Source organism: Nocardia sp. NPDC050710 (assembly GCF_040654375.1).
Classification (GTDB): domain Bacteria; phylum Actinomycetota; class Actinomycetes; order Mycobacteriales; family Mycobacteriaceae; genus Nocardia.
The window spans coordinates 56,666-80,997 of record NZ_JBFAHV010000010.1; the positions used below are offsets into that span (position 1 = coordinate 56,666).

The 24,332-nt window shown below is 67.7% G+C and carries 22 protein-coding genes; 14 read left to right on the plus strand and 8 right to left on the minus strand.

The window, feature by feature from the left end; genetic code table 11:
• Positions 1-141 precede the first annotated feature (141 nt).
• The 8 genes from AB0H61_RS19115 (at position 142) to mnhG (ending at position 9,888) form a co-directional block, all read left to right on the plus strand.
• Positions 142-2,379, plus strand: a complete 2,238-nt coding sequence (locus AB0H61_RS19115; RefSeq protein ID WP_357306054.1) for an AAA family ATPase — start codon at positions 142-144, stop codon at positions 2,377-2,379.
• A gap of 96 nt (positions 2,380-2,475) precedes the next feature.
• Positions 2,476-3,783, plus strand: a complete 1,308-nt coding sequence (locus tag AB0H61_RS19120) for a hypothetical protein (protein WP_357306057.1) — start codon at positions 2,476-2,478, stop codon at positions 3,781-3,783.
• A 123-nt stretch (positions 3,784-3,906) separates the two neighbouring features.
• A complete protein-coding gene (locus tag AB0H61_RS19125) occupies positions 3,907-6,774 on the plus strand; it encodes a Na+/H+ antiporter subunit A (RefSeq protein ID WP_357306060.1) in 2,868 nt (955 codons plus the stop codon).
• Positions 6,771-7,154: a Na(+)/H(+) antiporter subunit C gene (locus AB0H61_RS19130; protein ID WP_357306063.1), complete on the plus strand. Its 384-nt coding sequence runs from the start codon at positions 6,771-6,773 to the stop codon at positions 7,152-7,154. Before AB0H61_RS19125 ends, AB0H61_RS19130 begins: the two co-directional genes overlap by 4 nt.
• Positions 7,151-8,752, plus strand: a complete 1,602-nt coding sequence (locus AB0H61_RS19135) for a Na+/H+ antiporter subunit D (protein WP_357306066.1) — start codon at positions 7,151-7,153, stop codon at positions 8,750-8,752. The genes AB0H61_RS19130 and AB0H61_RS19135 overlap by 4 nt, the downstream gene beginning before the upstream one ends.
• Positions 8,753-8,772: 20 nt before the next feature.
• A complete protein-coding gene (locus AB0H61_RS19140) occupies positions 8,773-9,294 on the plus strand; it encodes a Na+/H+ antiporter subunit E (RefSeq protein WP_357306467.1) in 522 nt (173 codons plus the stop codon).
• 4 nt (positions 9,295-9,298) lie between these two features.
• Complete coding sequence (locus AB0H61_RS19145; protein ID WP_357306069.1) at positions 9,299-9,559, plus strand: monovalent cation/H+ antiporter complex subunit F; 261 nt, start codon at positions 9,299-9,301, stop codon at positions 9,557-9,559.
• Complete coding sequence (gene mnhG, locus AB0H61_RS19150) at positions 9,556-9,888, plus strand: monovalent cation/H(+) antiporter subunit G (RefSeq protein WP_357306072.1); 333 nt, start codon at positions 9,556-9,558, stop codon at positions 9,886-9,888. The genes AB0H61_RS19145 and mnhG overlap by 4 nt, the downstream gene beginning before the upstream one ends.
• 71 nt (positions 9,889-9,959) lie before the next feature.
• On the opposite strand, the gene AB0H61_RS19155 is transcribed toward mnhG, so the two are convergent.
• The 5 genes from AB0H61_RS19155 to AB0H61_RS19175 form a co-directional block, all read right to left on the minus strand.
• On the minus strand, positions 9,960-11,249 hold the full coding sequence (locus AB0H61_RS19155) for a DUF5933 domain-containing protein (RefSeq protein ID WP_357306470.1): 1,290 nt from the start codon (positions 11,247-11,249) through the stop codon (positions 9,960-9,962).
• 144 nt (positions 11,250-11,393) lie between these two features.
• On the minus strand, positions 11,394-12,539 hold the full coding sequence (locus AB0H61_RS19160) for a glutamate--cysteine ligase (RefSeq protein WP_357306075.1): 1,146 nt from the start codon (positions 12,537-12,539) through the stop codon (positions 11,394-11,396).
• Between the two features lie 12 nt (positions 12,540-12,551).
• On the minus strand, positions 12,552-13,238 hold the full coding sequence (locus tag AB0H61_RS19165; RefSeq protein ID WP_357306078.1) for a superoxide dismutase family protein: 687 nt from the start codon (positions 13,236-13,238) through the stop codon (positions 12,552-12,554).
• 130 nt (positions 13,239-13,368) lie between these two features.
• Positions 13,369-13,983, minus strand: coding sequence for a LytR C-terminal domain-containing protein (locus tag AB0H61_RS19170; protein ID WP_357306081.1), 615 nt, complete (start codon positions 13,981-13,983; stop codon positions 13,369-13,371).
• Between the two features lie 58 nt (positions 13,984-14,041).
• Positions 14,042-14,395 carry a DUF3263 domain-containing protein gene (locus AB0H61_RS19175; protein ID WP_357306084.1) on the minus strand — a complete coding sequence of 118 codons (354 nt, stop codon included), beginning with the start codon at positions 14,393-14,395 and terminating at the stop codon, positions 14,042-14,044.
• A gap of 251 nt (positions 14,396-14,646) precedes the next feature.
• Between AB0H61_RS19175 and AB0H61_RS19180 the strand changes: the two genes are divergently transcribed.
• From AB0H61_RS19180 to AB0H61_RS19190, 3 genes are read left to right on the plus strand one after another with little or no spacing between them, the layout of a single operon-like run.
• Complete coding sequence (locus AB0H61_RS19180; RefSeq protein ID WP_357306087.1) at positions 14,647-15,237, plus strand: peptide deformylase; 591 nt, start codon at positions 14,647-14,649, stop codon at positions 15,235-15,237.
• Positions 15,227-16,213 (plus strand): GNAT family N-acetyltransferase, encoded by a 987-nt coding sequence (locus AB0H61_RS19185; protein ID WP_357306090.1) that lies wholly within the window; start codon positions 15,227-15,229, stop codon positions 16,211-16,213. Before AB0H61_RS19180 ends, AB0H61_RS19185 begins: the two co-directional genes overlap by 11 nt.
• A gap of 44 nt (positions 16,214-16,257) precedes the next feature.
• On the plus strand, positions 16,258-17,073 hold the full coding sequence (locus AB0H61_RS19190; protein WP_357306093.1) for an exodeoxyribonuclease III: 816 nt from the start codon (positions 16,258-16,260) through the stop codon (positions 17,071-17,073).
• 11 nt (positions 17,074-17,084) lie between these two features.
• Here AB0H61_RS19190 and AB0H61_RS19195 read toward each other — a convergent pair whose 3' ends face one another.
• From AB0H61_RS19195 to AB0H61_RS19205, 3 genes are all read right to left on the minus strand, one after another.
• A complete protein-coding gene (locus AB0H61_RS19195; protein ID WP_357306096.1) occupies positions 17,085-18,188 on the minus strand; it encodes a hypothetical protein in 1,104 nt (367 codons plus the stop codon).
• 47 nt (positions 18,189-18,235) lie between these two features.
• Entirely contained in the window at positions 18,236-18,817 is a 582-nt protein-coding gene (locus tag AB0H61_RS19200; protein ID WP_357306098.1) for a Uma2 family endonuclease, read from the minus strand.
• 109 nt (positions 18,818-18,926) lie between these two features.
• Complete coding sequence (locus tag AB0H61_RS19205) at positions 18,927-20,876, minus strand: acyl-CoA dehydrogenase family protein (RefSeq protein ID WP_357306101.1); 1,950 nt, start codon at positions 20,874-20,876, stop codon at positions 18,927-18,929.
• 201 nt (positions 20,877-21,077) lie between these two features.
• On the opposite strand from AB0H61_RS19205, the gene AB0H61_RS19210 reads away from it, so the two are divergent.
• From AB0H61_RS19210 to fahA, 3 genes are all read left to right on the plus strand, one after another.
• The gene (locus AB0H61_RS19210) at positions 21,078-21,704 is read left to right on the plus strand and encodes a TetR/AcrR family transcriptional regulator (RefSeq protein WP_357306473.1); all 627 of its coding nucleotides are present in this window, start codon (positions 21,078-21,080) and stop codon (positions 21,702-21,704) included.
• 169 nt (positions 21,705-21,873) lie between these two features.
• Positions 21,874-23,070, plus strand: coding sequence for a homogentisate 1,2-dioxygenase domain-containing protein (locus tag AB0H61_RS19215; RefSeq protein WP_357306104.1), 1,197 nt, complete (start codon positions 21,874-21,876; stop codon positions 23,068-23,070).
• On the plus strand, positions 23,067-24,257 hold the full coding sequence (fahA, locus tag AB0H61_RS19220) for a fumarylacetoacetase (RefSeq protein WP_357306476.1): 1,191 nt from the start codon (positions 23,067-23,069) through the stop codon (positions 24,255-24,257). Before AB0H61_RS19215 ends, fahA begins: the two co-directional genes overlap by 4 nt.
• Positions 24,258-24,332: the final 75 nt, after the last annotated feature.

The window sequence follows — 24,332 nt, forward strand, 5'->3', positions numbered from 1 at the left end:
CTGATCGCCGGATATCCGAATATCCGGACGCCAACGCAGCCGCACACCGCCGATGAACGACAGATTTCCGTCGTCGGCCGGTGTGCGGCTTTGTTATGCCGGTCTTCGGACGAATGTGCCGTAACGCGGCAGAATGGCACAGTGGCAGAACTGGCGCTCACCGCTCGACTGAATCCATCCGCCGCCGACGCCCGGCGCGGGGTGGTGCGACTGCATCCGGAGGTGTTGACCGCGCTCGGGCTGCGCGAATGGGACGGGATCGCGCTGATCGGCTCGCGACGAACCGCCGCGGTGGTCGGGGTGGCCCCGACGGGCACCCCCGCCGGGATCGCGCTGCTCGACGATGTCACGCTGTCGAATGCGGGCTTGCGTGCGGACACCACCGTGGTGGTGTCACCCGCGACCGTGTACGGCGCCAAGCAGATCTCGGTGAGCGGTTCGGTGCACGCCGCCCGCAGTATTCCGGCGGCGACACTGCGGCAGGCGCTGCTCGGCAAGGTCGTCACGGTCGGGGACGCGGTCTCGCTGCTGCCACGCGACCTGGGCCCGGATATCCCGTCTTCGGCGGCCAGCCAGGCGCTTTCGCGGACCTTCGGGATCGCCTGGACCACCGAGCTGCTCACCGTCACCGCCACCGACCCGGTGCGCGGCCCGGTGAGCGTACAGCCGAATACCGCGGTGGCGTGGGGCGCGGGGGTGGTGGCGGCCCGCGATGCCGCCGACCGTGCGGCGGGAGAACCGTCCCGCGCCGCGGCCGACGCACTCGAAACAATCGCCGCCACAGATGGATTCGGCACACGCAGCGCTACCGGCGAAGCTGTCGTGGTCGCGGCCGAGGATCTGGTCGGAGCGCACGGGCAGGCCGCCAAACTCGCCGAATGGCTCAGCCTCGCGCTCGACGAACCCGAGTTGCTGAAAACTCTCGGCGCCACACCGCATCTCGGCGTCCTGATCACCGGACCCGCGGGCGTCGGCAAGGCCACCCTGGCGCGTTCGGTGGCCGCACCGCGGCGCGTCGTCGAACTGGACGGGCCAACCGTCGGCGCCGCGGAGAGCGGAGCCCGGCTGCGCGAGGTGGCCGCCGCGGTAGCCGACGTCGGTTCCGGGCAGGGCGGCATCCTGCTCATCACCGATATCGACGCGCTGCTGCCCGCACAGGCCGAGCCGGTCGCGACGCTCATCCTCGACCAACTGCGGGCGGCGGTGGCCGAGCTGTCCATCGCCTTCCTGGCGACCAGCTCGCATCCGGCGGCCCTGGATCCCCGGTTGCGCGCGCCGGACCTGTGCGATCGCGAACTGGCGCTCACACTGCCGACCGCGGCGGTGCGTAAGGCGCTGCTCGAACAGCTGCTGCGCAAGGTACCGACCGATGAGCTGAAACTCGACGAGATCGCCGCCCACACACCCGGATTCGTGGTCTCGGACTTGGCCGCACTGTGCCGGGAGGCGGCATTGCGGGCCGCCTCGCGGTCCAGCAAACAGCAGTCGGAGCCGCGGCTGACCCAGGACGACCTGCTCGGGGCAGCGCGGACGGTCCGGCCGCTCTCGCGGTCCGGTATGGAAGAACTCGCCATCGGCAGCCTCGGACTCGACGACGTCGGCGATATGGTCGAGACCAAGCAGGCGCTCACCGAATCGGTGCTCTGGCCGCTGCGGCATCCGGATTCCTTCGCCCGGCTCGGCATCGATCCGCCGCGCGGCGTACTGCTCTACGGTCCGCCCGGATGCGGCAAGACCTTCCTGGTGCGGGCGCTGGCCGGAACCGGACAGCTGAGTGTGCACGCGGTGAAGGGCGCCGAGCTGATGGACAAATGGGTCGGCGCCTCGGAACGGGCGGTGCGCGAATTGTTCCAGCGCGCACGCGATTCCGCGCCCTCGCTGATCTTCCTGGACGAGGTGGACGCGCTGGCGCCGCGGCGCGGGCAGAGCAGCGATTCCGGCGTAGGCGATCGGGTGGTCGCGGCGCTGCTCACCGAACTGGACGGGGTGGAGCCGCTGCGCGATGTGGTGGTGCTCGGCGCGACCAACCGGCCGGAGCTGATCGATCCGGCCCTGCTGCGCCCGGGTCGGCTGGAGCGGCTGGTCTTCGTGCCACCGCCGGACGCGGACGCACGGCGGGAGATTCTGCGCACCGCGGGGCGTTCGGTGCCGCTGGCCGCCGATGTCGACCTGGCCGCGCTCGCCGCGGAACTGGACGGCTACTCGGCCGCGGACTGCGCGGCCTTACTGCGCGAGGCTGCGCTCTCGGCAATGCGGCGGGATGTGGAAGCAGCCGATGTGACCGCGGCGGATGTCGCGGCGGCCAGGAAGGTCGTGCGCCCTTCCCTGGATCCGGCCCAGGTCGAGTCATTGCGGCAGTACGCCGAGAACCGCGGCTAAACTCGCGCCCGCCGCACGTTTTCCGCCGCGCGACATGGGCGGGCTATCTGTCGGCAATCACAGATTCGGATGCCGGGCCCGGGTAAGTTCGGCTGCGTGCGACGGATCGGCGATACCTTCGACGCGGTCACGGCATTCTTTGGAGCCGCGCTCGCGGGTATCGCATTGTTTCTGCCGATCACCTTCGCCTGGACCAGTGAGACCACCCCGTACCGGATCGCCAGCCTCTACAACAGCGTGCCGCGTGGCGCCGCGATCGGCGTGGTCGTCGCGGCCGCCAGCGCGGTGCTGGTCACCACCTCCGCCCGGCCACTGATCGCCTGGCTCGTCGCCCTCGGCGGCGCGGTCGGAATGTCGGTGAATCACTTTGCCATACGCAATGTTTCCTCGCCCGACATGCTCACCACACAGAATTACATCGACGCGATCTGCGGCGGACTACTGCTCGGCGCGCTGGGCGCGGCCGTGCTGCGCAGGCCACTGCCCGCCTTCGGATTCGCGCTGGGTGGCGTCGGATTCTTCGTCTTCGGCGACTTCGCCGATGTGCTGCACATCAAGGAACGGGATCCATGGGCCGTGCTGGAGACGCCACCGGGCTGGCTCATCGGCATCGCATTGGCGCTGGTCTTCCTCAGCGCCTGTCGCAATCGCTCGCTAGGCGTCGAGTCGCGCGACCCCGAAAGGACGATCGATCTGCCGATCACACCGATCCTGGCCGCGACGCTGCTCGCGCTGGTCGTCCTCGCGGGCAGCGAGTGGCTGGCTCGCCAATACGACCGCGCGAGCGAGTCCGGCAGTCACACGATCGAAATCGCAGTCGTGGTCGGTGCGACGGTGATCGCGGCCATGGTGGCGGCCATGCTGCTGCCCGGACGCGATGGCGCGGGCCTGTTCCTCGCGGTGAGCCTGGTACCCACCGCCGATGCGCTCGGCTCCGCACCACGGCCGGGCTGGAGTCTGCTGGCGGTGCTGGTACTGACCGGAATCGGGGTCCAGGTGGGGAGCAGGCTGCCCGCCACCTCACTCGGGATCATCCTGATCGCGGGGCTGTCGATATTCGCGATCGTCACCGCGCCGCACGATAACGGCGTGCTGTACTCGATCAGCAGCGGCGGGCTGGCATTCACGGCGGGCTACTGCTGCGGCGCGGTCCGGCCCCGGTATGCCCCCAGCGGCGCGCTCGCCATCGCGGCACTCTATCTGCCCTCGGCCGTCAGCGCCCTGCCGAACCAGGACGGCGACTTGCCGATGCGGGAGGGAACGACCGACCCCGGCACCCCCGGACGCACCGCGCTTCTGGTGACGGTCGGCTGTGCGATCGGACTCGCTGCGCTGCATCGGTTCCGGCCGCGCAGTCGGCCCAAGCCCACCGAACCCACCGAACCGGCCGCGGCGGCCCAGTAGCGGACATATAGCCGAAGCGTCGCGGGATGGTCGACGCCATAGTCGCTCATTTTCGCGAAACATCCAGGGTCCACGTAGGATTTTCCTGCACCACCCCGCCGCTACTACCCGACGGAGTGCAGTTTGCTCGCAATCCTGCTCGCCCATGCGTTCGCCGCACTGGCGGCACCGCTGTGCGTGCGGGCCTTGGGGCGCAACGCGTTCTACGTGCTCGCGCTCGTCCCCCTCGGCTGCCTCGGCTGGGTCGTCGCGAATTGGAATAGTACGCAGCAGGTTCAGATCATCTGGGCGCCCGCCGTCGATATGAACATCGATCTGCGGTTCGATTCGCTCGCGGCCGTGCTGGCCGCCCTCGTGCTCGGCGTCGGCGCCCTGATCCTCGGCTATTGCGGCCGCTACTTCGAGGACGACGAACCCCGGCTCGGGGTCTTCGCGGCCGAACTGGTCGGATTCGCCGGAGCCATGTTCGGGCTGGTGACCAGCGACAATATGGTGCTGCTCTACATCTTCTGGGAAGCCACCACGGTGCTGTCGTTCCTGCTGGTCGGGCATGACGCCGAGCGAGCGACGAGCCGACGGGCGGCCATCCAGGCGCTGCTGGTCACCGCGGCGGGCGGGCTATCGATGCTGGTCGGGATCATCATCCTGGGTCAGCGCAGCGGCAGCTATCTGCTGTCGGACCTACTGGCACGGGAACAGCCGCCCGTCGGCATCGCGGTCGATGTGGCGCTGGTGCTGATACTTGTCGGGGCGCTGAGCAAGTCCGCGATCGTTCCACTGCACTTCTGGCTACCCGGTGCGATGGCCGCGCCCACCCCGGTCAGCGCGTATCTGCACGCCGCGGCCATGGTGAAGGCGGGCGTGTACCTGGTGGCGCGGCTGGCGCCGGTCTTCGCGAACAGCCCGCCCTGGCATCCGCTGGTGCTCACACTGGGCCTGGCATCGATGCTGCTCGCCGGGTTGCGGGCGCTACAGGTGACCGATCTGAAGCTGGTGCTTGCCTTCGGGACCGTCAGTCAGCTGGGTTTCCTGATCCTGCTGGTCGGCCTCGGCACGCCCGACGCGGCGCTGGCCGGAGTGGCGTTGATCGTGGCGCACGCTCTGTTCAAGGCGTGCCTGTTCATGGTGGTCGGAATCGTCGACCACGGGGCGGGCACCCGCGATCTGCGTCTGCTGTCGGGGCTCGGCCGCCGGGCGCCGGTGCTGTGCGGGACCGCGGTGCTGGCGGCGCTCAGTATGGCGGGGATACCCCCGTTTCTCGGTTTCGTCGGCAAGGAGAGCGCATTGGGCGCGATCCTGGACGCGGACGATCCGGCCGGGCCGGCTCGGGCCGTCCTCCTCGGCGGTGTGGTGCTCGGTTCCGCGCTGACGGTTGGCTACAGCGCGCGTTTCATCTGGGGTGCGTTCGGCGACAAGGCCGTTCGTACGCCGGAGACTCCCGCCCTGGGCCCGGCGGACACTGCGCGAGAAGGGGTCTGGCACGGGCCGGGGGCGCTATTACTGGCCGCGCCGGCGCTCTTGGCGGTGGCCGGGGCGGTCGCCGGGCTCGGTGCGCCGTGGCTGGACAACCTACTGCGCCCCTACGCGGAAACCCTTCCAGGTTCGCTGGATTCGCATCTCGCGCTGTGGCACGGATTCACCGGGCCACTGGCGCTGACGGCGGTGATCATCGCGGCGGGCGCCGTATTGTTCCTGCTGCGCGAGCGGTTCGGCGAATCCAGGCACCCCCGGCTCGGCAATGCCGACCGCGCCTATGACGCGACACTGCGCGCGATGGACCGGCTGTCACTGCGGATGACCGGATCGGTGCAGCGCGGTTCACTGCCGCTGAGTCAGGCGACCATCCTCGTCACCCTGATCGTTCTGCCGACCGTCGCCCTGGCGCTCGGCACCCGCACCGGGGTGCGACTACGCCTGTGGGATTCCCCGCTCCAGCTGGCCATCGGCGCGATCATGGCGGCAATGGCGCTGAGCGCCACGGTATTACGCAACCGACTCGCCAGCGTGCTCGTCGTCGGCGTCACCGGCTACGGATGCGGCGTGATCTTCGCGATGCACGGCGCACCGGATCTGGCGCTCACCCAATTCCTGGTCGAGACGCTCACCCTCGTGATCTTCGTGCTGGTGTTGCGCGCCTTCCCGGCCGAGATCGAGGAGGCGCGCACCGCCGCCTTCAAGGTGCGCCGGGCACTGCTGGCCGCCGGCGTCGGCGCCACCGTCGCGTTGCTGGCCGCCTTCGCCACCGCGGCCCGATCCAGCGAACCCATCTGGCATCGGATCCCCGAGGCGGCGTACCGGTTCGGCGGCGGCAAGAACGCGGTCAATGTGCTGCTGGTGGATATCCGCGCCTGGGACACCCTCGGCGAGGTCTCGGTGCTCATCGTCGCCGCGACCGGCGTCGCGTCACTGGTGTTCCGTACCCGCCGCTTCGGCAGCGCGCCGCGTGCGGCGGATTCCCCGCGGTACGACCCGGATGCGGTGAGCTGGCTGCCCGCGGCCCGGCTGATGGCGCGCGAGGAGCGCTCGATGGTCCTCCAGATCACCACGCGGCTGGTCTTTCCGACCATCATGGTGCTGTCGGTCTACTTCTTCTTCGCCGGTCACAACGCCCCCGGCGGCGGCTTCGCGGGCGGGCTCACCGCGGGCTTGGCGCTGACGCTGCGCTATCTGGCCGGTGGGCGTTACGAGTTGGGCGAGGCGCTGCCGGTCGATGCCGGACAAGTGCTCGGCGCCGGACTGACGCTGGCCGCGGGCACCGCCGCGACCTCGCTGCTGCTCGGGGCGCCGCCGCTGTCCTCGGCCGTCATCGAGGTGACGCTGCCGTTGGTCGGGCACATCAAGCTGGTCACCGTCCTGCTCTTCGATCTCGGCATCTACCTGATCGTGGTCGGACTGGCACTCGACGTGCTGCGCAGCCTGGGCGCACGCCTGGACAGCGAGCTGGCCGACACCACCGAAACCACCTCGGCACGAGGAGGTTCCCGGTCGTGACCTCGAATCTGACGCTACTGATCCTGATCGGTGTCCTGGTCGCCTGCGGGGTGTACCTGATCCTGGAACGTGCCGTCTCGAAGATGCTGCTCGGCATGATCCTGTTCGGCAACGCGGTGAACCTGTTGATCCTCACCGTCGGCGGATCCGACGGGCGACCGCCCATCCGGGGCGCTGCCGAGGGCGCGGACACCGAGATGGCCGATCCACTCGCCCAGGCCATGGTGCTCACCGCAATCGTCATCACCATGGGTCTGGCGGCCTTCGTACTCGCGCTCGCCTACCGGTCCTACATCCTCACCACCACCGAGGATGTGCAGAACGACCCCGCCGATGTCGAGGTGGCCACGCGGCGCGAGCGGGAGGATCCGGAAGCTTGAGCCTCGCACCCGATCTGCTGCCCGTCCTCGCACCGCTGCCGGTGCTGGTTCCACTGCTCGCGGCCGCCGCGACCCTGGTATTCGGCCGCAGGCCGCACATCCAGCGCACGGTCATGCTGCTCGCACTCGCCGCCGTGGTGGTGATCAGCGGACTGCTGCTCCACGTGGTCGATCGCGACGGCACCACCGCACTCCAGGTCGGCGGCTGGCAGACCCCGATCGGGATCACCCTGGTGGTGGACCGGCTCTCGGCGGCCATGCTGCTGGTCTCATCCATTGTGCTGCTCGCGGTTTCGCTCTACGGCGCGGGCCAGAACATCCGCGACGGCGACGCGCGGCAGCCGACCTCCATCTACCGTCCCACCTATCTCGTACTCACGGCCGGAGTTTCGGCGGCCTTCCTGGCCGGTGATCTGTTCAACCTGTTCGTCGGCTTCGAAATCCTGCTGGCCGCGTCGTTCGTACTGCTCACCGTCGGCGCGACCGCACAGCGGATCAGGGCGGGTGTGGCCTATGTGATGGTGTCGATGCTGTCGTCGCTCATCTTCCTCATCGGCATCGGCCTGGCCTACGCGACCACCGGCACACTGAATCTGGCCCAGCTGGCGGTGCGGATGGACGAAGCGCCAGAGGGGATTCGCACCTCCGTATACGCTGTGCTGCTGGTGGCGTTCGGCATCAAGGCCGCGGTGTTCCCGCTGTCGAACTGGCTGCCGGATTCCTACCCCACCGCCCCGGCCCCCGTGACCGCGGTCTTCGCCGGTCTGCTCACCAAAGTCGGTGTGTACGGGATCATCCGGACGCACTCGCTACTGTTCCCCGACGGCAGTTTCGATACGGTGTTGTTGGTCTGCGGGCTGCTCACCATGCTGATCGGCATTTTCGGCGCGATCGCCCAGAGTGATATCCGCAGGCTGCTGTCGTTCACCCTGGTGAGCCACATCGGGTACATGGTCTTCGGTGTCGGGCTCGGCAGCGCGGCCGGGCTGGCGGGCGCGATCTACTATGTGGCGCACCACATTCTGGTACAGACCACACTGTTCCTGGTGGTCGGCCTGATCGAGCGGCAGGCCGGATCCACGTCGCTGCGCCGCCTCGGCGGGCTGGCGAGCACGAGTCCTCTGCTGGCGGTGCTGTTCCTTGTTCCGGCACTGAATCTCGGTGGGATACCGCCGTTCTCGGGCTTCATCGGCAAGATGGCGCTACTCCAGGCCGGTGCGGCCGACGGCCGCGCACTGGCCTGGGTGCTGGTGGCGGGCGCGGTGCTCACCAGCCTGCTCACCCTGTATGTGGCGGCGCGGACATGGGCCAAGGCCTTCTGGCGGCCGCGCGCGGAGGCGCCGGAGGGCCATCTGGCGGCCGCGAGTCCGCCCACGCTGATCGAGGAATCCGAAGACGTGCTGTACGACGAGCGCCCCGATCCGGGCCGGATGCCGCCGCTGATGCTGTTCGCGACGGCGGCGCTGGCGGCGGCCGGACTGAGCCTGACCGTGCTGGCCGGACCGATTCTCGCCATCGCCGACCGCGCCGCGGCCGATCTGCACGACCCTGCCGTCTACATCGGCGCGGTGCTCGGCGACCCGGGAGCGTTCCGGTGAGCGCCCCGCATCGCCGCGCGCTGAACCGGGACAATGTGGTCCGGGTCGGCGTGCTGGTCTGGCTCACCCTGGTCTACACGGCGCTGTGGGGTGATCTGAGCGTCGGCAATCTGCTCGGCGGACTGGCCATCGGCGCGCTGATCATGGTGGCGCTGCCGCTGCCGCGGATACCGGTCACCGGCAGGCTCAATCCGCTGTCGCTGGTCGAATTGCTCGTGGTGAGTACGTATTACGCGCTCGAATCCAGTTTCCAGGTGGCGTGGTTCGCGGTTCGCCCCGCACTGCCGCCGGTCTCCGGTGTGCTCCGGGTGAATCTGAGCACCCGCTCCGATCTGGTGCTCGTGCTCTGCACCGACCTGCTGAATCTGATCCCGGGCACCATGGTGCTCGAGATCGATAGACCGCGCTGCGTCGTCTACGTCCATGTCCTCGACGTGGGCAGTGACGCCGCCGTCGACAAGTTCTATCGGACCACCCGCAGGCTGGAGCGACTGCTGATCGACGCCTTCGAGCGGCCCGTTCGAAAATCCTTCCGGAGGTGAACAGATGACCGTCGTCGCCGTCATCGCGGCCGTCCTGCTCACGGCCGCCGCGGTAATCACCAGCTATCGCATTCTGGCGGGTCCGAACACGCTGGACCGCGTCGTCGGCATCGATTCGCTGATGGCCATCGCCGCCTCGGGCCTCGCGGTCTGGGCGGCATACAGCGACGACACCACCGTCATCCCCGCGATCGTCGCGCTGGCCCTGGTCGGGTTCCTCGGATCGGCCGCCGTCTCACGTTTTCGCGTTCGGGACGACCGATGACGCCGTGGCAGTGGCTGTCCGCCTTCCTCATCGTGACCGGTGCGTTCCTCGCATTCACCGCCGCACTGGGCATCCTGCGCTTCCCCGACACCCTCACCCGCATGCACGCCGCCACCAAACCCCAGGTGGTCGGTCTGATCCTGATTCTCATGGGCACCGCGATCGACCTGCGCCGCGACGCCAATGCCTGGATGCTGGTGCTGGTCGGATTGTTCACCCTCCTGACCGCCCCGGTCATCGCCCACCTGATCGGCCGTACCGCCTACCGTGAACAACGCCACCGCGACGGTTTGCTCCGCGTCAACGAACTGGGCGACGAGATCGATTGAGGAAACCGCGTACCCGCTCGGATCCCCGCCGATACCCGTCACCTCGAACGACCCGGACGAGGCCGCCGGATTCAGGGGGTAGCGGGTTCGACTTCGATCGGCTCGGCGACGACCTCTCGCTGCCCCGCGAACCAGGTGGCGTGGAAGGCGGCCGCGATGCCCGCGAGCAGGGCGAGCACGACGGTGCCCGCGAGGGCGGGGTACTCGGCCATCGGAACGGCGAGGTAGCGGTAGGACAGCAGCAGCGCGGCCAGGACGGTGACGCCCGCGCCGACCAGGCGGATGCGGAACCAGCCCCAGCCGCGTTCCGGTTCGCGCAGCGCCGATTCGACGGTCAGGCAGAGCACCGCGCCCGCGACGAGATCGACGCCGTAGTGGTAGCCGAAGCCGAGGGTGGCGACCAGGGTGGCGACCAGCCAGAAAGCGCCTCCCCAGCGCAGCCAGGCGGGCGCGCGGATGCCGTCGGTATCGCGGCGGGTGTGGATGAAGACCGACAGCGCCCACGCGGTGTGCATGGACGGCATGCAGTTGCGCGGGGTGGCGGCATCGAAGGGCAGTGCCGTCGGATCGCGGTCGATGGGCGGGACCATGCCGGGCCAGTAGTTGCCGACTTGCAGGCCGTGACCATCCGGTCCGAATGCGAACATGGGGCCGACCACCGGGAAGAGCACGTAGACGACCGGGCCGATCAAGCCGAGCACCAGGAAGGTGCGCACCAGGAAGTGGGTGGGCCACTGTCCGGTCGACACCACCCGGCGCAGCTGCCACACCGCGACCACGATCGCCGCGACCGGCAGTTCGATATAGACCCAGTGCAGCACCGCGTAGACGACGGGACCGAGCGCGTCGAGCACCCGACCCAGCACCCACGACGGATCACCGAGCGCATGGTCGGCGAGCATCACGTATTCGTCGAGCACCTCCGGTCGCGTCACCACCGTGACGTGCAACCAGACATCGCCCACCTTGGTGGCGAGAATCAGCAGCGCCCCCAGCGCCGCGGCATGCAGCGCATTGCGCCGTTCCACACCGCTCCAGCGCAGCCAGGCGATCAGGGCGATCGCGGTGAGCACGATCACCGGACCATTGCCCACGGTCGGCGGATCTCCCGCCAGCAGCCGCAGTCCCGCGCACACCAGGTCGATCGCGATGGCCGCGCTCAGCGCAATGATCCGGCGCTGCTTGGAAATACCGACCAGGGCCAGCACCAGCCCGGCCCACGGCACCGACATGGATTTCGGGGTGCCCGCGTAGTCCTTCCACAGGCTCGCCAGCGGCCCCTCGAACCCCTGCTGGGCGGCGATCACCTGCAGCACGATCAACAGCACCGGCACCGCGGCGACAGCGGCCCCGAACCAGATCCGGGTTCGCGGTACGGCCGCTCGCCGCGCCGCTCTTCCTACGCCGGAACCCGGATCTTCGACAAGCACTCGACCATAGTAAACAAGCGATGAACGCCGTCCCCCTGGCGAATTGAACGACAGACGACCGGATCGGTCCGAAAACTATTGATCCAACTCTTTGACCAGCGCGTCCACCACGGCGACCAGATCGCCCTGGGATGCGGCGGCCACCTTGCGCTGCCGCTGGTACGACGCGCCACGCATCGGAATCTCGGCCACCGCGGCCAACTCGTCCGCGCAGCCCAGAAACTTGGCCGTCGGCTCCAACCGGTTCAATAGCTCCATCAGGTCGTCGGTGACCAAGCGCTCATTACTGGCGGCGTCCACGATGACGATCGCGTCCAGCCCGTACCGCGCGGCCCGCCACTTGTTCTCCTGCACATGCCATGGCGGCAGCGTCGGCATCTGCTCCCCGTTCTCGACCCTGCGGTCCAGATCGACGATCAGGCAGTGGATGAAAGCGGCTATCGAGGCCAACTCGGCCCGGGTCGAGGTGCCGTCGCAGATCCGCACCTCGATGGTGCCCCATTTGGGCGCGGGGCGGATATCCCAATGCATGCCGCCGAGTTGTTCGAACACCCCGGTCTTGAGCTGGTCGTACACGAAATGCTCGAACTGGGTCCAGTTTTCGAATTGGAACGGCAGTCCGGCGGTGGGCAACTGCTGGAACATCAGCGTGCGATTGCTGGCGTAGCCGGTATCGGAACCGGCCCACATCGGCGAGGACGCGGACAGCGCGAGCAGATGCGGATATGACAGCAGCAGCGAGTTCAGGATCGGAAAGACCTTGTCCCGGTGTGAGACTCCGACGTGCACGTGGACGCCCCAGATCATCATCTGGCGGCCCCACCACTGGGTGCGCTCGATCAGTTCGTCGTAATGCTCCGACCGGGTCAGCTGTTGGGCCGACCACTGGGCGAAGGGGTGGGTGCCCGCGCAGAACAGGTCGACACCGAGCGGGTTGGCGGCGCGGCGCACGGTGTCCATGGTGCCGTGCAGATCTTCCACCGCGGCGCCGACGGTATCGTGCACCCCGGTCACGATCTCGACGGTATTGCGCAGCAACTCCTTGGTGACCTGCGGGGTGCCGTCCCAGGCACGCAGATCACCGACGGCGTCGAAGACAGCCGAGGCCGTGTTGGACAGATCGCGTGTCACTTTGTCGACGAGCGCGATCTCCCATTCGATGCCGATGGTGGGCCGGGGAGAACCTTTGAAGGGAACGTGTTCAATTCCTGCCCCGGCCATCTCGCACCTTGTCTACGCGATTACGCCACAGGCGACGCGGCCCCCCGCGTCGCCTGTCGCTAGCGTGGTGTCGTCCGGGCCTGCCACACCGTCGGCACGAACGTAGCGGTTGGGAATGTTGCCGAAGTTATCGGCGTCGGCGTGGATGATCAGCGCCTTGCCCTTGATATCCGCCAAGGTCACGGCGTCGGTCGTGGTGAGGAGGGTGGCCGAACCGTCCGAGCGCACCTCGAGGGAGGTCAGGTCGCCGCTGGCCGGATGCGCGTTCGCGCTACCCACCTGCAGGTGCCCACCCGCGGAGAGGAAGTCGCCCGCCGCACCGCCGGTCGGGGCCACCGAGTTGGGCTCGCATTTGCCGATCTGGTGGATGTGCATGCCGTGGAAGCCGGGGCGCAGGCCGTGCGCCTCCACCTGGACCTGCAGGTGGTTGCCCGTGGCGGTGATGGTCGCGGTACCGACCGACTTGCCCGAGGCGTCCTTCAGATCGATCTTGGCGCCGGGGTTCGTCTCGGCATTGCCGTGCTGCTGGCCGGACTCGCCGACTGGCGGGGTCGCCGCACCGGTCCACACCGGGGGCGTCGTTCCCTTGACATCGCTCGACTCCTGGCTGTTCGAACAGGCAGCGAGGCCGAAGACCGCGACCGCAAGCACCGGGGTCACAGTCCGCCAGGACGGGCGACGAGTTGTGGACGGGGCCATTGGGGGAACTCCTTTACGAGTACCGAGTTTACGAGTAAAGCTGGGTGGACACGTTCGTTACCGTCCAAGATGATGCCACGCCCGCCGTGTCGCGCAGTGACAGGGCCGTGTGGCTCGGTTGGCTCTACCGTCAGTTACCGGTCAAAATGACGACCACACCCGCGGTCGAGTCACCGACTCCGGCGGACTTCGGCTCGGCGGTGGCGCCGAGCTCCGCCGCGATCGCCAGGGCAGCATCCCGCTCGCCCGGCGAGTTCCCGTAGTACACAGTGGTTTTCGCGATTGTGCCGCCCGAGTAGTTACCGGACGACACATTGGTCCAGCCGTCGGCCGCGAGTTGCTCGGCGGTGCGCCCCGCCAGCCCCGCGACCAGGCTGTTGTTCAGAACTCGAATCGGCACTGCGCGATTCACCGTCGCGGCGGTGGTGGTCGGCGTCTTGGTGCTGGTGGGGGCCGTGGTGTTCGCCGCCACAGTTGTGGTCGCCGGGGCAGTGGTCGCCGGGGCAGTGGTCGCCGGGGCAGTGGTCACCGGGGCGGAGGTCACCGAGGCGGAGGTCGCCGCCGTGGCCTGCGCCGCCGCCGAAGCGGTCGCGCCGGTCGAGGACTCGGCCGCCGTCGAGGTGCCGGAATCGGAACTCGACAACGACATCGCACCGAGACCGGCGAATACGATGGCCAGCGCGATCAACACCATCGCCAGCGCGCGCAACGGCGGCCCGCCGGAGGTGGGATTGGGGTAGCTCACGATGTCGACCCTAGTCCCACATCGGGTTCCGACGCCCGCATCGCACCGGGAAAGCGGGTCATACCTGGAAACCGAGGCGCCGTGCGGCTCTGGCCTTCTGCCTACTCGCCCGGAGCCGACGCAACCGTTTCACCAGCATGGGGTCGACGGCAAGCGCCTCCTGCCGGTCGACCACCGCGTTGAGCACCTGGTAGTAGCGGGTCGGCGACATGCCGAACAGCTCCCGGATGGCCTCTTCCTTGGCACCGGCGTACTTCCACCACTGCCGTTCGAAGGCCAGAATGTCGTGTTCGCGGCGGCTGAGACCACCGTCACCCTCCTCGGCCGGGGCGCTGACCCCGACCGGCAAACCTTCGCTCGCGGAAGGGCCGTCCTGGATCGCGGAAAGATTCCGTGCCGCTGCGCCGTCCATCTCGCTCCCTCGCCGAGTTGCCACCAGACGAAAAATGGTGCTTGTACGTCGCGGATCATTCAACCACGGGACCACGGACAGCCCGGCCTTACTCCCGGCGTGTTTACCGGACAGTAGGCAGTTGCCTCGCCTTAGCTCGACCGCGCGCAGGTCATCGGCCGGAGTCCGATGCGCGGCGTCCGATATGGGCGTGTCACCTACCGATCGCCACCCGACAACCGGGCATTCGGCACCCAGTAGGCTTATTGTCCATGGCAATCCTCCCCATCGTGATCGTCGGTGACCCCGTTTTGCACAACCCCACCGAGCCGGTCAACCAGACACCGGAGGAGCTGGCCGAACTCATCGCGGATATGTACGAGACGCTGGACGCCGCGAACGGCGTCGGCCTCGCCGCCAATCAGGTCGGCGTCCCGCTGCGGCTGTTCGTCTACGACTGCCCCGATATCGCCGAGGACGGCTCCGCCACCCGGCGTAAGGGCGCGGTGATCAACCCGGTGCTGGAGACCTCGGCGCTGCCGGAGACCATGCCCGACCCGGACGAGGACGAAGAGGGCTGCCTCTCGGTGCCCGGCGAGCAGTTCCCCACCGGGCGAGCCGAGTGGGCCAGGGTGACCGGCACCGACGAGCACGGCAATCCGGTCGATATCGAGGGCAAGGGCTTCTTCGCCAGGATGCTGCAGCACGAGGTCGGCCACCTCGACGGATTCTTGTACGTGGACGTGCTGATCGGGCGCAACGCCCGCGCGGCGAAGAAGGCGATCAAGCGCAACGGCTGGGGCGCGTCGGGCCGCAGCTGGCTTCCGGGCACCGTGCCCGATCCGTTCGGGCATGACGACTGAATCGGCGGCCCAGCCCCCGGAGATTCCACTCGGCCGCCGGGTCGTGCTGCGGTATAGGTTGCCCGCGGGTTATCCCCAGCCGCTCACCGATGTGATCGGCGAGCTGGTCTCGATGGATCCACTGACCGTCCGGGCCGCGGACGGCCAGCTGATCTCGATCTCTCCCGACCGGGTGGTCGCGCTGAAAGCATTGGGTCCCAGACCGATTCGCACGAGCGAGATCCGGGCGCTGGAGACCGCGGCGGCGCATGCCTGGCCCGGCCTGGAGCAGGCCTGGATCGACGGCTGGCTGCTGCGGGCAGGCAATGGATACACCGGCCGCGCGAATTCGGCGGTACCGCTGGGATATTCGGGTGCGCCCGCACTCCTGACGGCCGAGACGGTGCATCGCATCGGCGAATGGTTCACCGGACATGGCCTGCCGCTGCAATTGCTGCTGCCCGATCGCCTGGCCCCGGTGCCGCACGGGTGGCGCACCTGGAACGAAACCGCGGTGCTCGGCATCGATATCGAGAATTTCGTACTGCCGCAGGGGCCGCCGATGGTCCGGATCGCCTCGGCGCCGGACGCGGCCTGGCTGGATATGCATCGGTACCGCGGGGAAAATCCTGCGGCGCAGGCGGTTTCGGCACCGGTTCCGGTGCCGGAGGTGCTGACCGCGGTGCATGAGGGCGAAGTGGGTTTCGCGTCGCTCGGGGTGCCGCAGCCGATCGCGATCGGGCGCGGGGCGATCACCGACGCGCCGGACGGGCGCCGCTGGATCGGGCTGACCTGCGTGGCGGTCGGCGCCGAGCATCGCAGGCACGGACTCGGATCGCTGGTCTGCGCCGAGCTGATCCGCTGGGGCCACGACCGGGGCGCGACACACGCCTATGTGCAGGTCGAGGTCGAGAATACGGGGGCACTGGCGCTCTACCGCGATCTGGGGTTCCTGGATCACCACGGCTACCGGTACGCCGCGCCCGCGCCGGGATGAGCGTAGAACAGACCTATCAGCCGATTGCGTAAGGAAGGCATTTCGTGCGTCTCGCGACCTGGAACGTCAACTCGATCCGTTCCCGCATCGACCGGGTGGCGGAGTTTCTGGACCGCCAGGACATCGACGTACTCGCCATGCAGGAAACCAAGTGCCGGGACGATCAGTTCCCGTTCGAGCGCTTCGACGAACTCGGCTACGAGGTCGCTCATCTAGGGGTGAACCAGTGGAACGGCGTGGCCATCGCCTCCCGGGTCGGCCTGACCGATATCGAGTTCGCCTTTCCCGACCAGCCCGGCTTCGACAAGGACGCGGGCGAATCCCTGCTCAGCACACCGGTCGTGGAATCCCGTGCGCTCGGCGCCACCTGTGGTGGCGTGCGCGTCTGGAGCCTCTACGTACCCAACGGGCGCACCCTGAACGACCCGCACTACACCTACAAACTGGAATGGCTCGCCGCCCTGCGCGACAACGGCACGAAATGGCTGGCCGAGGACCCGCAGGCCCGGATCGCCCTGGTCGGCGACTGGAATATCGCGCCCACCGACGATGACGTCTGGTCGGTCGAATTCTTCACCGACAAGACGCATACCTCGCAACCGGAACGCGATGCCTTCGACGCCATCGTCGACACCGGCTTCGCCGATGTCATGCGTCCCTTCGCCCCCGGCCCCGGGGTCTACACCTATTGGGACTACACCCAATTGCGCTTCCCGCGTAAAGAGGGCATGCGCATCGACTTCATCCTCGCCTCACCGGCATTGGCCGGGAAGGCGAAGGATGCGATGGTCGACCGCGAGGAGCGAAAAGGTAAGGGCGCCAGCGATCACGCGCCCGTGATCGCCGAATTCGACGACTGATTCATCCCGGTTCAACACTGGGCGAACGCGTCGCGAGCCGTATCCGCCCAGACCGGCTGCCATTCCGGGGGGCGGGTCTCGAGTTCGGCGACGATATCGGCGCGGTCCGGGTCGTTGCGGTACGGGTTGAGCGGATACCAGCTCGGCCAGTGATCGTAGGCGCGTTCCACCCGGACGCCCGCGTGGTCGGCGCGGAACCGGATGAACAGCCATCGGCCGTATTCGGCCGCTTCGGCCGCGCGCAATCGCCGCAGTCCGGCCGGGATCTTGCGCGTGCGGGGTGTTCCGGTGGCCACCCGGCCCCCGACGCGGTACGCGTATTCGACCGTTCCGTACTCGTCCCGCAGCGCCTCGATCCGCGCGATGACATCGGCCAACTCGGGGGTGTCCCGCGGTGTGGGCCTCGGCAATTCGCTCGCGCCGACCATGGCCGCGACGAGTTGACGCCGATGCTCGGCCGCGGTGATCCGCCGGCGCGGGCGGGGTCCGGGCGCCGGCGCCGGAAGGGGTTCGGTGACGGCCGCCGAACCCGCCATCACACCGCCTCGGGTGAGGTAGTCCCCGACCGCATCCCAGAGCGCGGGCTCGAGTCCGTCGACCATATCCTTGGAGACCGCACCGGCTTCGGCGGCCGCGAACAACCGCTCGACCTCATCGAGTGTCACGCCGTGCAGCGAATCCGCGAAAACTCCCACGAGCTGGTCGAATTCGAGCAGAGGATAGAGCGCGACCGCCGTCTCGTATTCGACCCGCAGCCGGTCCAGTTGTTCGGCATGGTGCCAGCGCCCGCTATCCCACCAGCGCACGAAATCGATCTCCTCGGCCAGCACCAGCGGCGTCAGATCGGCCTCCGGCACCCACTCGGGCGCCCCCGCCAGCGGATCCTGTGGTTGATCGGGCGCGAGATAAGTATCGTCACGCCCCCGCCCGAACAGCACAGCCCGGCCCCGCGGATACCGCACCAGGGTGAACCAGTTGTCCCGGTAGCGCATATCGAAAGTGACCCTGCCACCGACTAGTTCACCGAGTTGCCCCGAGCCCTCCGGATCCTGCACCACCTGAACGACGAGGGTGCGCCCCCACAGAGCTTCGGGCGCGGGCAGCTCGAATTGCATGACCCACAACCTAATCCCCGCGGACGACGGCCGTCAGGTCACCGCAATCAGGACACCCAGGCCTTCAGCGGTTCGGTCTGCAACGTGACGCGCACCGGGTCGGGCAGTTCCACGGCTACACCGAACGGCACAGTCACAATCCGCTCGTATCGACCACCGTTCGGCTCGCTGTGCACTGTCACCAGGCACGAGTCCCTATCGATGAGGAGATACACCGGGATGTCGGTCATCGCATAGGCGCGCGGCTTCTCCTCCCGGTCGCGACGGTCGGTGTCCTGATCGTGCGAGGTCACCTCGACCGTCATCAACACCGGACCGGGGTCCGCCCATTCTGGTTGACCGGCGAATGCGCCGCTCGGCGCGAGGGCGCCGTCCGGCCTGGCCCGTCCTGACCGGTAGCCTTCGATCTTCAGGCCCTGCTCTTGGAAGAGCCACAGCTCCGGACGCACCAGCAGAAGCACGCGAATCAACCATTCGACTATGCAGCCGTGATCACCATCCGGCACAGCTTTGGCCCCCAACTGCCCGTCGATGAACTCGAGTCGCACACCCTCCGAGACACGACCTGCCAGCCGATCGAGTTCCTCGAACTCCTCGGTAGTCATGAGCGACTCATGCACGGCGGTCATGTCCTCACGGTACGGGTGCGATGGATCGAAACACCGGTCGAGTGGAAGCCGATTTCAGGATATCGCCGTAGCCGCGGCGAGTCGGTTCCTACAGCCGTATCCGTGTCGCCTAACCGGACGATGCGGCCGGGCGGGCGCCGGGGTTCATCTCGTAGCCACCGGCGTGCGCCCGGGCCTGCGCGAGCACCCGCTCGAATCGGTCGAGATCGGCGACCGGGCGGCGGAGGAGATCCAGCGCCCTGGTCTGCTGCGCCTTGGTCGCGGCCGGCTTGGTGTGCAAAGTCAGTGCGTTCTTGGAGAATTCGCGCACGAAACCGTCGAAGATCTGGTCGAGCATCGCATCCGAGGTGCCCTCGATCTCGGCCTGCTCCAGAATCAGCTGGGCATAGGGCACCGCCGTGAACAGCTCGCCGAGCGCGAACAGGAAGTCCACGTCGCGTTGTTGCGCCGGGGTCGGCGCGGCGGCGGCCAGCAGGGTCTGGAAGGCCAGCGCCTGTTCCAGGAAGACCGCGACATTCGGTACACGCGTGAACTTCTCGAAGACCGGACGCCAGTCGCGGAACCGGATCCGGCCCAGCCCGCTGCTCGGGCCCTGGCGGAAGAGGAACTCGTCATCCGCCGCGTCACGCCGGGTCGGGACCGGCGCGTAGCGCGCACCGGCGAGCTCCGAGCGCAGCCTCGGCACCGCGGCCCCCGCGCGCGGGGTGAGCTTGCGGCTCGACCAGCTCAGCGCACCGGATACCGCGCGCACCGTCCCCTTGGGCGCGACACCCGCGCCGGGCAGATAACGCAGCGCGGCCAGGCCCGCATCGGCGGGATGGAACATGTAGTTGGCCATGAATTTCAGCGACAGCGCCATATTCACGTGTACCGTGCCCTCGAGCCGCGGCAGGCCGAACAGGCCCAGCATCGCCATCGGGAAGTACATATCGTTCTCGAAGCCGCGCGCGGCGATCACATCGGCGAGATCCTCGATGATCCGCTGTCCCTGCCGGGTGACGGTCATTTTCTCGATCGCGTTGAACAGCAGGTAGCGCCGGTCCTCCGGGTTGGCCGAGCGCAGGTAGTCGATGGCCCGCTCGCTGTAGAGCTTCATCCCGATCAGCCGCGCGTAGGAGTCGGTTATCAGTGACCGCACCTGCGGGAACTCGGTTACCCGGTGGCCGAACAGGATTCGATTCTCGGCGTGCGTAATCGCCTCGTAGAAGGCGTGTTCGCAGGCGCCTACGGCGCCGAAGCCCAGGTTGAACTTGCCGACATTGACGGTGTTCATCGCGGCATGGAAGGCGTTCTCGCCGCGGTGCAGAATGTCCTCCTCGGCGACCGGGTACTTCTCCAGATCGAAGGCGGCCACGTACATCTGGCTGTCGACCACATTGCGGCGCAGCTTGTAGTTCTTGTGCTTGCTGTCCGCGATGAAGAACAGATACCTCTCGTAATCGTCCTGCGTCGGTTTGGTTTCCAGGGCCGTAGAGCTGTCGATGATCGGCTTGTCGGCGCGGCGACCGAAGACCGACACCATACCCGCGAGGTTGCCGTTGCCGATGTAGTGCTTACTGCCGGTGGCGGTGTATCCGCCGTCGCGCTCGGGCTCGAGCACCATATCGGTGGAGTAGACGTCGGCGCCGTGATCCTTCTCGGACAAGCCGAAGGCGAAGATCTCGCCGGAATCCAACAGCGCCGCCGCCTTCTGTTTGGCGGCCTTGTTCTCGCTCTGCCAGATCGGGCCGAGCCCGAGGATGGTGACCTGCCAGACGTACCAGTAGGACATGCCGTAGAAGCCGAGGATCTTGCTCATCATCGCGATCCGGCCGGTGTCCCAGCGCTTGTTCGGATCGCCGTTCGCTTCGGCGGCCGGGGTCAGGAAGGTGGCGAAGATCCGCTCGCGCTTGACGAAATCGAGGAAGTCCGAGTACCAGATCCGGTCCCGGTCGTCGCTCTTGAGCATCGCCTTGCCGCGGGTCTCGAACCATTCCACGGTGGCGCGCAACAGCCTGCGGGTCTCCGCGTCGAACTCGGCGAACTCGCAGGTCTTGGGGTTGAACAGGGTTTCGGACATCGGACCTCCTCGGCGTGGCACGGCGTGGGCGACTGATGGGGCAGATCGCACGAAGCTGTCAGCCGACCACGGCGTCTCCCGGCCGACTTCATTCGTGACTGTAGCATTATTGTTCGCGGGCGTAGGAAATTGATCATGACGCGCACGACCTGCGAGAACTCCGGGACACCACTGCGCGTGAGCACTGATATCTTGGTCCGCATGGGTATCGAGCAGGTCGCGCAACCGCGTCAGCGAGCGCAGCATCTCGGCCCCGAGCGCCGCCGCCCGCAGGTCCTCGATACCGCGCTGGCCATCGCCGTCGAACACGGCATCGCCGCCGTTACCATCGCCGCGGTAGCCGAGCGCATGCAGGTGACCCGCCCGGTGGTCTACGCCTGCTTCGCCGACCGGGTCGAGCTGATCCAGGAACTCATCCGCCGCGAGGAGGACCACCTGATCAGCGGCCTGCTGGAGGCGACGCCGCAGCGCACCGTCGACGCGGGCGAGACCGTCTTCGTCGAGGGCTTCCAGGCACTGCTCGAGATCGCCGCCGCCCGCCCGGACGCCTGGCGTCTGCTGTACGGCAATCCCGATCCCGCCGTTGCGGATTCGTTCGGCCGTGGCCGCGCGCTCGCCGTCGAACGATGCACCACCCTGCTGCGCCCGACATTGCGCGCCTGGGGCACCGACGATGCCGACCGGAAGCTTCCGGCGCTGGTGGAGCTCTGGGTCTCGGCGGGTGAGGGCGCGGTGCGGACCCTGCTCGCGGATAACGGCGCGTGGGATCCGCGCAGCCTCGGCGCCTTCGTCGGCTCCGCGGTCTACCGCGCCCTGCGCGAGGCGTAGGTTGACAGTTTTTCGCCACCGCGCCGAATCCTCCGGCTGAATGCCGAGTATCACGCCGAAATCCTGACATATTTCGCGCCCGACTCCCTGATTTTCCGGTCATTCGAGTGTGCCCATTACTAGGATGGAGGGCGACAATCCGACCAGCGAACTGGCGGGAGGTGCGGTCATGGCGTTCTATCGGCAGGTGGGATCGGTGCCGCCCAAGCGGCACACGCAGCACCGCGACGAACACGGCAAACTCTTCTACGAGGAGCTGATGGGCGAGGAGGGATTCTCCGGGGATTCCTCGCTGCTCTATCACCGGGGTCTGCCACCGGCGATCGTCGATTCGACGGTCTGGGAGCTACCGGATCAAACCACCACGCCGAATCATCCACTGCGCCACCGGCATCTGCGACTGCACGACCTGTTCCCCGGGGACATCCCCGCCGGTACGGACCCGGTGACCGGCAGGCGGCTGCTACTCGGCAATGCCGACGTACGAATCTCCTACGTGGTGGCCAAGGGAGCGTCACCGCTGTACCGCAATGCGATCGGCGATGAACTGGTGTATGTGGAGGCCGGATCCGCCGTGGTGGAGACGGTCTTCGGGGAATTGCCCGCGCGCCAGGGCGATCAGGTGCTCATCCCGCGGGCGACGACACACCGCTGGCTACCCGCGGGACCGGAACCCCTGCGCGCCTATGCGATCGAGGCATCCGGTCACATCACCCCGCCGAAGCGCTACCTCTCCAAATTCGGTCAGCTGCTGGAACACGCGCCGTACTGCGAGCGGGATCTACACGGGCCACGGGCGCCGCTGGTCGAAACCGGCGCCGACGTAGAGGTGCTGGTCAAGCATCGGCCGGGCGGACGGGTGGTCGGCACCCGAATGCTGTACGCGACGCACCCGTTCGACGTGGTCGGCTGGGACGGCTGCCTCTACCCGTTCACCTTCAATATCGGTGATTTCGAACCGATCACCGGGCGCATCCACCAACCTCCACCCGCTCACCAGGCCTTCGAGGGCGGCAACTTCGTGGTGTGCAACTTCGTGCCGCGCAAGGTCGACTACCACCCGCTCTCGATTCCGGTGCCGTACTACCACTCCAATGTCGACTCCGACGAGATCATGTTCTACTGCGGCGGAAATTACGAGGCGCGCAAGGGTTCCGGCATCGGCCAGGGTTCGGTGTCGGTACATCCGGGCGGATACGCACACGGCCCGCAGCCCGGGGCCTACGAGGGCAGCATCGGAATCGAATTCTTCGACGAGTTGGCGGTCATGGTCGACACCTTCCGCCCACTGGAACTCGGCGAAGGCGCGCTGGCCTGCGAGGATTCCCGCTACGCGTGGACCTGGTCCGGCCGGGGACCACATTGACCCGCGTCGAGGTGCCGCCGGATTCGCTGTTCGGCCCGGACAATCTGCCCTACGGGGTGTACGTGCCGCGCGGGACGGACCATCGGACCGGCGCGCGGGTGTGCACCCGCCTCGGCGATCACATCATCGATCTGTCGGTGGCGCTGAACGATCCGGATTTCGCGAGCCGCGACCTCAATACCTTCCTCGCCCGCGGTCCGAGGCGGTGGCGGGAGGTACGCGAACAGCTGCGTGAGCTCGTCGACCGGGATATCCATGTCGAGGCCATCCACCGGCCGGCCGAGGTGGAACTGCTGCTGCCCGTGCGGATCGCCGATTATGTCGACTTCTACGCGAGTATCGACCACGCGACCAATCTCGGCAGGCTCTTCCGGCCGGATTCCGAACCGCTGCTGCCCAATTGGCGGCATCTGCCGGTCGGCTACCACGGCAGGTCGGGGACCGTGGTGGTGTCGGGCACCGATATCGTTCGTCCCCGCGGGCAGCGCAGGACCGATTCCGGCGCACCGGATTTCGGCCCGTCGCGCCGGTTGGATATCGAAGCGGAACTGGGATTCGTGATCGGCGTCGGGTCCGAGCTCGGAACCTCCATCGACACCGCGGAATTCGCCGACCACGTATTCGGCGTTGCCCTGGTCAACGACTGGTCCGCCCGCGATATCCAGGCCTGGGAGTATCAACCGCTCGGACCGTTCCTCGGCAAATCCTTCGCGACCTCACTCGCGGGTTGGGTCACGCCGCTCGCGGCGCTGGATTCGGCGCGGGTGCCGCTGCCGGATCAGGTCCCCGAACCCCTTCCGTACCTGCGGGAATCCGAAAAATGGGGCCTCGATATCGAGCTCACCGTGCGGTGGAACGGACAGGTCGTCTCACACCCGCCGTACTCCAGGATGTACTGGTCTCCCGCGCAGATGCTCGCTCACCTCACCGCCAATGGCGCCGCGACCCGCACCGGTGATCTCTACGCCTCGGGCACCATCTCCGGCCCCGCCCCGGACCAGCGCGGTTCGTTCATCGAATTGTCTTGGGGCGGTTCGGAACCGGTAACTCTGGACGGCGACACCCGGACCTTCCTCGAGGACGGCGACGAGGTGGTCATCACCGCATCGGCCCCCGGCCCAGGACGGCGACGCATCGGACTCGGCGAAGTGCGCGGCAGGATCCGGCCCGTACACGAATCGCGGTGAAGCCCACAGAATTCGGGCCCACATAATCGGTGGCTTCTTGGACGATCGACCAGTTAATAGAGTCTGTGATCGGAG

What these genes read in the sequence shown, in the direction of transcription:
- AB0H61_RS19145 (WP_357306069.1), top strand. Translation starts at nt 9,299, where the DNA reads ATGACCGTCGTCGCCGTCATCGCGGCCGTCCTGCTCACGGCCGCCGCG.
- mnhG (WP_357306072.1), top strand. Translation starts at nt 9,556, where the DNA reads ATGACGCCGTGGCAGTGGCTGTCCGCCTTCCTCATCGTGACCGGTGCG.
- AB0H61_RS19160 (WP_357306075.1), bottom strand. Translation starts at nt 12,539, where the DNA reads ATGGCCGGGGCAGGAATTGAACACGTTCCCTTCAAAGGTTCTCCCCGG.
- AB0H61_RS19165 (WP_357306078.1), bottom strand. Translation starts at nt 13,238, where the DNA reads ATGGCCCCGTCCACAACTCGTCGCCCGTCCTGGCGGACTGTGACCCCG.
- AB0H61_RS19175 (WP_357306084.1), bottom strand. Translation starts at nt 14,395, where the DNA reads ATGGACGGCGCAGCGGCACGGAATCTTTCCGCGATCCAGGACGGCCCT.
- AB0H61_RS19180 (WP_357306087.1), top strand. Translation starts at nt 14,647, where the DNA reads ATGGCAATCCTCCCCATCGTGATCGTCGGTGACCCCGTTTTGCACAAC.
- AB0H61_RS19185 (WP_357306090.1), top strand. Translation starts at nt 15,227, where the DNA reads ATGACGACTGAATCGGCGGCCCAGCCCCCGGAGATTCCACTCGGCCGC.
- AB0H61_RS19195 (WP_357306096.1), bottom strand. Translation starts at nt 18,188, where the DNA reads ATGCAATTCGAGCTGCCCGCGCCCGAAGCTCTGTGGGGGCGCACCCTC.
- AB0H61_RS19200 (WP_357306098.1), bottom strand. Translation starts at nt 18,817, where the DNA reads ATGACCGCCGTGCATGAGTCGCTCATGACTACCGAGGAGTTCGAGGAA.
- AB0H61_RS19205 (WP_357306101.1), bottom strand. Translation starts at nt 20,876, where the DNA reads ATGTCCGAAACCCTGTTCAACCCCAAGACCTGCGAGTTCGCCGAGTTC.
- AB0H61_RS19210 (WP_357306473.1), top strand. Translation starts at nt 21,078, where the DNA reads ATGGGTATCGAGCAGGTCGCGCAACCGCGTCAGCGAGCGCAGCATCTC.
- AB0H61_RS19215 (WP_357306104.1), top strand. Translation starts at nt 21,874, where the DNA reads ATGGCGTTCTATCGGCAGGTGGGATCGGTGCCGCCCAAGCGGCACACG.